Raw genomic sequence first — 8856 nt, 5'->3', positions numbered from 1 at the left:
TGGTGGCCTTCGGTGAAGTCGGAAAACATGGAGACGGCGATGGGGTTGCGCAGGAGGGATTTGGGGGACATGACGACGAGCGGCTTGCGGAAGTCGCGCTTCATCTGGCGGCGCAGGGCGTGGAAGTAGTTGGCGGGGGTCGTGATGTTGGCGACCTGAATGTTGTCCTCGGCGCAGAGTTGGAGGAAGCGTTCGAGGCGGGCCGAGGAGTGCTCGGAGCCCTGGCCTTCGTAGCCGTGGGGAAGCAGGAGGACGATGCCGCTGGCGCGCTGCCATTTGGACTCGGCGGAGCTGATGAACTGGTCGATCACGACCTGGGCGCCGTTGGCAAAGTCGCCGAACTGGGCCTCCCAAATGCAGAGCATCTGCGGGTAGTCGAGCGAGTAACCGTAGTCAAAGCCGAGGACGGCGGCTTCGGAGAGGAGGGAGTTGTAAACGCAGAACTTGGCGGTGGTATCGGCGGGGGCGATACCGCTGGCGGTGAAGGGGACGGTGGTGACGACGTTGGCGGCGAGGTGGCGGAGGGGGATGTATTTTTCGCGGTTTTCGTAGTCGTAAAGGACGGCGTGGCGGTGGCTGAAGGTGCCGCGTTCGCAGTCCTGACCGCTGAGGCGGACGGGGATGCCTTCGAGGAGAAGGGAGCCAAAGGCGAGGGCTTCGGCGTAGGCCCAGTCCACGGGGCCGCCTTCTTCGCGGGCGCGGAGGCGGGCGTCGAGGAAACGGCGGATCTTGGGGTTGGGATGGAAGCCGGGCGGGAGGTGGGTAAGACCGCGGACGAGTGTATCGATGGATTCGTTACTGATGCCGGTGGAGACGGGGGCGTGGGAGTAGGCGGGCTGGAAGACGGCGGTGGAGCCGCGGAACTGGTCGCCGCGTTCGCCGGCGGCGGCGCGCTCGATGTCGGCGAGCTTGGCCTTCTCGAAGGCGGCGTCCATGGCGGCGGTGTACTGGGCTTTGATCGCGTCGGAGTCAGCCTGCGTGAGCGAGCCCTCGGCGGCGAGACGTTGTGTGTAGATTGTGGATACGAGGGGGTGTTGCGCGATTTGTTTGTAGAGGGTGGGCTGGGTGAAGGCGGGTTCGTCGGCCTCGTTGTGGCCGTGGCGGCGGTAGCAATACATGTCGATGACGATGTCTCGCTGGAATTTTATGCGGAATTCGAGGGCGAGGCGGGCCACCATGCAGACGGCTTCGGGGTCGTCGCCGTTGACGTGAAAGATGGGGGCTTCGATCATCTTGGCGACGTCGGTGCAGTAGCGGGTGGAGCGAGCGTCGCTGGGGAGGGTCGTAAAGCCGATCTGGTTGTTAATGACGAAGTGAAGGGTGCCGCCGGTGCGGTAGCCGGGGAGTTGGGAGAAGTTGAGCGTCTCGGCCACGACGCCCTGGCCGGCAAAGGCGGCGTCGCCGTGTATCAGAAGCGGACATACGCGGCGGCGTTCGGTGGCGTCGCCCCGGATGCGCTGGCGGGCGCGGGTCTTGCCTTCGACGACGGGGTTGACGATTTCAAGGTGCGAGGGGTTGGCGGCGAGGCGGACTTCGATGGTCTTGCCGGTGGTGGTTTCGAGGGCGGCTTCATAGCCGAGGTGGTATTTGACGTCGCCGTCGCCCGCGACGGTGTGGGGGATGTAGTTTTCCGAGAATTGCTCGAAGAGGACGTCGAAGGGTTTGCGCAGGGTGTTGGCGAGCACGGAGAGGCGGCCCCGGTGGGCCATGCCGAGGACGAACTCCTCGACGCCGACATCGGGCGCGTGTTCGATCATGGCGTCGAGGGCCGCGATGAGCGTCTCGCCGCCTTCGAGGGAAAAGCGTTTCTGGCCGACGTACTTGGTGTGGAGGAATTTTTCGAAAAGCTCGGCCTTGTGGATGCGGGAGAGGATGCGGCGTTTTTGCGCGTTGGTGAAGGCGGGGTTGTTGTTGGTGGCCTCCATGCGGACTTGCAGCCACTCGCGCGCGGCGTGGTCCTGCACGTGCATGTACTCGACGCCGACGTTGCTGCAATAGGTGTCCTTGACCGCTTCGACGATGTCGCGGAGACGCATTTGCCCGCCGCCTTTGAAGTTGGTCAAGGTGAAGGCTTCGTCGAGGTCGTCGTCGGTGAGGCCGAAGGAGGCGAGGGCGAGCTTGGGATGGGGGGGGGGGGCGTCGCCGAGGGGATCGAGGTGGGCTTCGAGGTGACCGTGGGAGCGGTGGGCGTTGATGAAGCGGCCGACCTGGGCCTGCTTGTAGCTGTCGATGATCTTGATGTCGGAGGCGGGCGCGGCGCCGATGGGGGAACCGGTGGTGCCGAGGGTGAATCCTTGGAAGAAGGCGCGCCAGGTGGGGTCAACGGAGTCGGGATTGTCGAGCCATTGAGAGTAGGTTTGTTCGAGGATCGCGGAATTGGCGCGGGTGGGAAGGGTCGGGTTCATGATTTTTTAACCACTGATGCGCGCGCATTAGTGGTTAATCTGTGGCTAAAATCGCGGGCGGTTTGTGTTTGTGGTCGGTGGTTTAAGGAAAGGATTGGCAATGAATATCCCATTTAGTCTTTTTCTCAAGCGCCGAGGGGTCAGCGGCTCACGATGTGAGTTTGTCTGAACTCCCGATGACCGAAGCTGATTACAACTTACTGAAAATGGAAACCGAGATCAAAGAAGCGCTTGCCGCCTTGTTGACGGGAATCAAGCAGGCTGACGCCCGGGCGGTCAGCGAAAACACGGCGCGTCTGGATGACCTGACGGCGCGGGGGCGTGGCGCGGGCTTGCATCCGCAACTGGTGCATTTTCTTGAGAACAGGAGCTATGCGAAGGCGCTGATGTTCCTCGGCGGCGATGCGGCGGAACGGGGGGCGGGGCGATGAGCAGGGAACAAAAACCGGGCAAGATTTCCACGGATGGCGGTCAGGGGTTGGGGCAAAATCCCTTTGGCGCGCTGGCGGGGTTGAATCTGCCGGTTGGTGCGCCGGTGGCGGCGGCGGCGGTTTCTGCGGTGACTGCGCCCGCAAGCGCGAAGAAGAATCGTGGTCGCGTGGATGTGCTGCGGACGACCGCCGGACGGGGCGGGAAAACGGTGACGCTGGTCAAGGGGTTTGTCGGCATCGGACTGCCGGAGAAGGAGCAACTGGCGAAAAAAATGCAAAAGGCATGCGGTTGCGGCGGCACGGTCAAGGACGGCCAGATCGAGGTGCAGGGTGACAAACGCGATCAGGTCGCCAAAATTTTAACCGAGGCGGGGTTTCGCGTGGTGTTCGCGGGAGGGTGATGGGGGAAAGCTAAAAAGCTAAAAAGCTGAAATGCAGGAGGGCGAGGCGGGGGGGGGGGAGGATGTCCCCATCGCTGCCGCGTAACATCATGATTTTATGAAGTCGATGTAGGTGAGATCAGGACGGCCCTTGAACGCCTTTTCGTCATGCCCGACGACTTCGCCTCCCTCAACGATGGCGTGCGCGGCAATCCACGCATCGTTGTCGCCCATTGTCCGGTCGCTGCGGTTTTGCATCCGTGCCCAGCGGCGGGCTATGTTCATGGTCAGGTGCAGGGGCGCGCCAAACGTGTCGATCAGCAACTGCGCCACATCGGGGTCGCATCCAAAATCTCGATACGTCTCGGCAAACGTTACGATGCTGATTCTGACGGGGGCCTTGGTTTCCCGGATGAATTGGAGCGCCTTGCGATTTGCAGGGTTTTTTCTGTCTTCCTTTGTTCCCCGGATGCCCGAGACAAAGGGGATGACAATCGAGCTGTCCAGGAACAGGGTCTTCATGCCGCGACTTTGCTTGGACGACGGGCTTTGAGACGACCGGCGGCACGAAGACGCTTAACCGAGGCGATGGCACGACGATAGGCGTCCTCGCCAGTGATAAGTTCGTCCTCTTTTTCCAGCAGCGAACGCAGATAGTCGTTGGGTTTTTTGTCCAGTAGGTGGGCATTGTGCAGCAGTTTGGCATGCTGGCGTTCCGTGATGCGAAGGTTGATCTGTGGCATGGCGGACACGGTTCATTCGACACGTGGCGGAGTCAAGGGTCTGCCTGCCAGCGTTTCATCCGGTTTTTTGATGCTTGCGGGGGGAAAGCGCGCGGCGGTTTCGGCTTTGCGGAGGAGTTTGGGGAGGCTGAGGTCGAGGGCATCCGCCATGCGCAGAAGTGTATCCAAAGTGGGCATACGAGTGCCCCGCTCCACATAGCTGACCATGGGCTGCGAAAGACCGGAACGCCATGCCACCTCTCCCATCGACATCCGCGCCGCCTCTCGTTCCTCACGAAGCAAACGTATCACTTCCTGATAAATCCGATCCCGGCGAAGGTTGGCTTCCTTGGCGTTCACGGTGCAAACTAAAGTGATGATTTCCGCTTGACCGTCTCCAAACTATAATTTGGATTAGTTGCCATTAACTCGCTGAACGAATGGATGATTCTATTTCCTATGAATCGTTTAGTTGTTCAAAAGGTATAACTAAACCCATGAAAAAATCAAACATCCCCTCCCGCCGGCGTTTTGGTGCGCGCGGCTTCACCTTAATTGAATTGCTGACCGTGATCGCCATCATCGGCATCCTGGCAGCGATCATCATCCCGACCGTGGGCAAGGTTCGCGAGACGGCCAAAAAATCCGTCGCCTCCAGTAATCTTCGGCAGATTGCCCAAGCATCGCTCATCTACGCGACCGACATGCAGGACAAACTGCCTGGCCTCAAAAATTCCACCTCGTCCGCCAGCGATACAGCGGATGAGACGCTGGCAGGTGTCTGTTTCCAACTCGCCTATGGCGGCGGTTTGAACGACGGCTCGATCTGGTTCACTGGCTCTGATGACGATGGTACCAAAAACAAGAGCGTTTCCACAGTCATGAAGTCGGACAAGACGGGGCTCGAAACCAACTTCAAATACGAAAATACGAGTTACGAATACATGGTCGGCCTGACGGCGACAGATGCTTCCACCACGCCAATCGCATGGACGCGTGGCTTGGCAGCGGGTGGTGCCAATGGCTGGAACGATGCCAAGTTTCCGTGGAAAACGGATGGTGGGCATATCGCGTTTCTTGGTGGCAACGTGGGCTGGTATTCCACGGCGACGATCAAGGCGGGGCAGTCCTTAATCAAAGGAACGAGTCAAGCTACCGCCGAAGTTGGGAAAGTCACGGCTGACATCAACCACACGCTCCCACACGCAACGAATACCAAGATTTACGAACCAAAGGCTGCAGAGTGATTGGCTGATCTGTTTTCCCTAACATTCTCCACTGGCGCGCGCTTGTGTGTGTAAACGTCAATCTCATGCACGCATCGCAGTTGATGCCCGTTAGCTATCCTTTAACCAAAGGTCATAGTGGGGGCGCGCGCCAGTGGTCTCTTTGTTACCGTTTTGATTGGAGTCAGCGGTAATCTAATACCAAAGGACGGCCCGCAATGGTCGTCCTTTATTGTTTTTGGAGAGCAACACGAGATGCAGGCGGGACGCCTGCGCCACGCGTAGGGGCTTCGCTTGCGAAGCCCGCGCATGCAGGACGTGGCATCGAATGGCGTGCGCGGGCGTCGCAAGCGACGCCCCTACAGCGGGCGAGACGCCCGCGCCACGGGGGGAGGTGCTGTGTCGATGGTGACTTAGCGGCGGAAGAGGTCGGCGATGATGTCTTCGATGGGGACGTCCTCAATCGTGATGTCGGCCACGGGGCCTTCGGCGAGAATGCGTTGCGAGGTGGTCACGACTTCGGTGGCCGGGACGTGCAGGGTGGTCTCGTCGTCGGCGTCGGCCCGGCGGTATTTGATGATTTTCTGGCGTCCTCCGGCGGTTTCGAGGAGCGAGAGGTCGCCGTCGTGGATTTTTGTTCCTTTGTGAATGACGATGACGCGTTCGCAAAGCTCCTTGATGTCGGCCATGTAGTGGCTGGTGAGGAGGATGGTGGTGCGGTGGCGGCGGTTGTAGTCGCGCAGGAACGTGCGTACCGATTTTTGCGATACAACGTCGAGGCCGATGGTGGGTTCGTCGAGAAAGAGGACGCGGGGGCGGTGCAGGAGCGCGGCGATGAGTTCCATCTTCATGCGTTCGCCGAGGGAGAGTTCGCGCACCATGACGTTGAGTTTTTGCCGCACGTCGAGGAGGGTGACGAGTTCGTCGAGGGTCTCTTGATATTGGGCGGCGGGGAGTCCGTAGATGTGGCGGAGGAGGAGGAAGGATTCCTGGGCGGGGAGGTCCCACCAGAGTTGGTTTTTCTGGCCGAGAACGAGGGCGAAGAGGCGGCGGTAGGCGTTGTCGCGGCGGGCGGGGTCAAAGCCGGCCACGCGGGCAGTGCCGCTCGTGGGGTGAATGAGGCCGGAGAGCATTTTGAGGGTGGTGGTCTTGCCGGCTCCGTTGGGACCGAGAAAGCCGACAAATTCGCCTTCGGCGATGTCGAAGGTGATGTCGCGCGCGGCGGCGGTTTCTTCGTATTGGCGATGAAACAGGCCGCGGACGCCGCCCCAGAAGCCGGGTTGTTTTTTGTAGGTGCGAAAGATGCGCGTGAGTTGTCGGACTTCGATCATGAGCGGGAATGGCAAGGTTCAGGGAACTCCTGAAAATTGAGCAGAAGGCAACGAAGGAAACGAAGAGCAACCAAGGAAGAATCTTGGTGTTTTGGCGTTTTCGGTGGCTGAAATTTTCGTTCAAACCAGCCAGGCCAACCGCGAATGGACGCGAATAGACGCGAATAAAACCAACGGCCTTTGTTTTTTAACTGTCGTTACGCGGAGCGCCGTCCTGAGACAAGGCTGAGAGGCACCTCCCGCAGATGCGGGCGAGACGCCCGCGCCACGCGTAGGGGCTTCGCTTGCGAAGCCCGCGTATGCAGGACGTGGCCTCAAATGGCGTGCGCGGGCGTCGCAAGCGACGCCCCTACAGCGGGCGAGACGCCCGCGCCACTTCTTTTCCCTACGATCCTGCCGGCTCCGCCGCGAGGGGCTTGGGGGCGAGGGTTTCGAGGAGGAGTTGGGAGACGCGTTCGATGCCGAGGCGGGCGGTGGCACTGGCGGGATAGAGGTCTTGCGCGGCGAGATACTGGGTGAGCGAGTCGGCGTAACGGGCGTTTTCTTCGTGGCGGCGGGCGGTGTCGAGGCGTCCGGCAAATTCGGCGACGCGGGGGGCGAGTTCGGCTTTGCGCTGGTTGAGCACGACGTCGCCAGGTGAGAGGGGGGTGGCGGCGATGAGGGCTTCCCAGGCGGCAAAGGCGTTGTTTTGCGCGAGGAGTTCGCGGGCTTGTGTAAGGTAAATTTCGATACGACTCATGCGTTCGATGATGTCCTTGAGCAGGGGGGCGCGGAGGGGGTCGCCCATGAGGATGGCGCCGAGTTCGGCGCGGCGGTCGTAAATGGTGCGGAAGTCTTCGCGTTTGAAGGCGTCGTCAAAGGCGGTGGCGGCTTGGAGGACAACGTCGGTTTTTTGCGACATGCCGTCGGTGTAGAGTTTGATGGCGGGGTTGAGGGGCCAGAGTTGGGCGGCTTTTTCGACGTATTCCTGCGCTTTGATGTAGTTGGGCGGGTTGGCGTAGATGGCTTGCTGGGCGGCGTTGAGGGCGAGGGTGCTCATGCGCTGGGCGGAGCGGATGGCGGAGGTGACTTCGGCGGCGCGAAAGTCTTTGGTGAGTTCGCCCACGGTGGCGACGAGTTTGTCCACGGCGTCGAAATCCTTGAGGTCGGCGAGCTTTCGGGCTTCGTCCACTTTGCGGTAGAGTTCGAGGAGTTTTTGTTTTTTCTCGCGCTCGAACTGGGTGACGGAGGGGACGTATTCGCCAAGGAAGAAGGTTTCCTGGAGGCGTTCGAGGGCGAGCATGAGCTGGCCTTCGTCGTAACTGGCGCGGACGGCGTGCATGGAGCTGTCCACGTCGTTGATGGCTTCGCGGGAGAGGTATTCGAGGGTTTCGACGGAGATGGCGAGGTCGGTGCTGGGGAGGAAGCCGGAGATTTCTTTTTTGCCGACTTCGAGGGTCTGGGCGGTGCCTTTGAAGATGTAGCGGTAGAAGCTGGAGGCGATGAGGCAGTGCTGGAAGCGGCGTTGGAGGAAGAGGTTTACGAGGGCGGTCTGGAACTGGAGTTTGGCTTGGGCGCCGGTGAGGATTTCGCTGGCTTCGACGGCTTTGATTTTGGCTTCGGTCTCGACGAGGTCTCTCATGCGGAAGCCGAGGCCGACGGGGTTGGAGGCGTCGGTGGGCGCGCCGGAGGTGGTGTCGGCAGCGGGGGCGGCGGTGTTGCGGTTGTTGCGATTGCGGTTGGTGTTGGTGGTGTTGCCGGTGTTGATGTTGGTGGTGTTCGTGCCGCTGGTGTTGGGGGTGGTGGTGCGGTTGACGGTGTCGGCAATGCGTCCGGCGGTCTGGCGGGAGAGGGTGTCGCCGCTGTAGGTGATGTCGCCGCGTTGCTGGCGGCGCATGCGGTCGAGTTCGGTTTGGGTGACGCGGAGGGCTTCTTTTTCGTCGCGGATGCGCCAGGCGTTGAAGACTTGGTTGGCAACGGTGAGGCTGGCGCCGCCGTCGTCGTCGTATTCGGCGGCGCGATACAGGAGTTGCCAGGCTTTGGTGATGTTGTCGCGGGCGTTGTCGCCGTCGCGCGTGGAGAGGAGGGCGAGGACTTCGTTGACGATGGCGCGGTGGATGTCGGTGTCGATCGAGGCGGGGAGGGCGAGGTAGCGTTCGAAGCGGGCGCGGAAGACGCGGATCTGGCCGAGGTTGTAGGTGTGGCCTTTCCACTGGAGGGTGCCGTTCTCGGGGTTGATGGAGTCGCTGTTGGTGTCGAAGGCTTTGTTGATGATGGAGAGCAGGGTGTTGCTCTCGAAGTTGCCGGTGCCGAGGATTTTCATGGCGTCGTCGGCGGTGGGGCTGGCGGGGGTGACGGGCGGGGTGGGAGTGGGGGGAATAG

9 protein-coding genes are annotated in these 8856 nt (G+C 61.1%); 3 read left to right on the top strand and 6 right to left on the bottom strand.

The window, feature by feature from the left end; all coding sequences use genetic code 11:
* A partial coding sequence (locus OBACDRAFT_RS03950) for a 2-oxoglutarate dehydrogenase E1 component (protein ID WP_043582999.1) occupies positions 1-2405 on the bottom strand: 2405 nt, incomplete at its 3' end.
* A gap of 176 nt (positions 2406-2581) precedes the next feature.
* Between OBACDRAFT_RS03950 and OBACDRAFT_RS03945 the strand changes: the two genes are divergently transcribed.
* Together OBACDRAFT_RS03945 and OBACDRAFT_RS03940 are read left to right on the top strand one after the other, a co-directional pair.
* Positions 2582-2836, top strand: a complete 255-nt coding sequence (locus tag OBACDRAFT_RS03945; RefSeq protein ID WP_232766616.1) for a hypothetical protein — start codon at positions 2582-2584, stop codon at positions 2834-2836.
* Complete coding sequence (locus OBACDRAFT_RS03940) at positions 2833-3237, top strand: translation initiation factor (protein ID WP_043582998.1); 405 nt, start codon at positions 2833-2835, stop codon at positions 3235-3237. Before OBACDRAFT_RS03945 ends, OBACDRAFT_RS03940 begins: the two co-directional genes overlap by 4 nt.
* Before the next feature lie 87 nt (positions 3238-3324).
* Here the strand turns inward: OBACDRAFT_RS03940 and OBACDRAFT_RS03935 are convergent, their stop codons facing one another.
* From OBACDRAFT_RS03935 to OBACDRAFT_RS26180, 3 genes are read right to left on the bottom strand one after another with little or no spacing between them, the layout of a single operon-like run.
* Positions 3325-3738, bottom strand: a complete 414-nt coding sequence (locus tag OBACDRAFT_RS03935; protein WP_043582997.1) for a type II toxin-antitoxin system VapC family toxin — start codon at positions 3736-3738, stop codon at positions 3325-3327.
* Positions 3735-3968 carry a hypothetical protein gene (locus OBACDRAFT_RS03930; protein ID WP_157836911.1) on the bottom strand — a complete coding sequence of 78 codons (234 nt, stop codon included), beginning with the start codon at positions 3966-3968 and terminating at the stop codon, positions 3735-3737. The genes OBACDRAFT_RS03935 and OBACDRAFT_RS03930 overlap by 4 nt, the downstream gene beginning before the upstream one ends.
* 3 nt (positions 3969-3971) lie before the next feature.
* The gene (locus OBACDRAFT_RS26180) at positions 3972-4298 is read right to left on the bottom strand and encodes a helix-turn-helix domain-containing protein (RefSeq protein WP_081721794.1); all 327 of its coding nucleotides are present in this window, start codon (positions 4296-4298) and stop codon (positions 3972-3974) included.
* Between the two features lie 137 nt (positions 4299-4435).
* Between OBACDRAFT_RS26180 and OBACDRAFT_RS03925 the strand changes: the two genes are divergently transcribed.
* Entirely contained in the window at positions 4436-5185 is a 750-nt protein-coding gene (locus OBACDRAFT_RS03925) for a type II secretion system protein (protein ID WP_043582994.1), read from the top strand.
* 392 nt (positions 5186-5577) lie between these two features.
* Here the strand turns inward: OBACDRAFT_RS03925 and OBACDRAFT_RS03920 are convergent, their stop codons facing one another.
* Both OBACDRAFT_RS03920 and OBACDRAFT_RS03915 read right to left on the bottom strand, forming a co-directional pair.
* Complete coding sequence (locus OBACDRAFT_RS03920) at positions 5578-6495, bottom strand: ABC transporter ATP-binding protein (protein ID WP_043582993.1); 918 nt, start codon at positions 6493-6495, stop codon at positions 5578-5580.
* A 385-nt stretch (positions 6496-6880) separates the two neighbouring features.
* Positions 6881-8856: hypothetical protein (locus tag OBACDRAFT_RS03915; RefSeq protein ID WP_043582992.1), on the bottom strand; the 1976-nt coding region annotated here is incomplete at its 5' end.

The sequence above is a fragment of the Geminisphaera colitermitum TAV2 genome (genome assembly GCF_000171235.2).
GTDB classification, from domain to species: Bacteria; Verrucomicrobiota; Verrucomicrobiia; order Opitutales; family Opitutaceae; genus Geminisphaera; species Geminisphaera colitermitum.
The sequence above is the reverse complement of the archived record's forward strand: the minus strand, read 5'-3'. Positions and strand labels throughout refer to the sequence as shown.

Bases quoted from the DNA above. Each gene is read 5' to 3' on its own strand.
- OBACDRAFT_RS03945 (WP_232766616.1), top strand. From the start codon at position 2,582: ATGACCGAAGCTGATTACAACTTACTGAAAATGGAAACCGAGATCAAA.
- OBACDRAFT_RS03940 (WP_043582998.1), top strand. From the start codon at position 2,833: ATGAGCAGGGAACAAAAACCGGGCAAGATTTCCACGGATGGCGGTCAG.
- OBACDRAFT_RS03935 (WP_043582997.1), bottom strand. From the start codon at position 3,738: ATGAAGACCCTGTTCCTGGACAGCTCGATTGTCATCCCCTTTGTCTCG.
- OBACDRAFT_RS03925 (WP_043582994.1), top strand. From the start codon at position 4,436: ATGAAAAAATCAAACATCCCCTCCCGCCGGCGTTTTGGTGCGCGCGGC.
- OBACDRAFT_RS03920 (WP_043582993.1), bottom strand. From the start codon at position 6,495: ATGATCGAAGTCCGACAACTCACGCGCATCTTTCGCACCTACAAAAAA.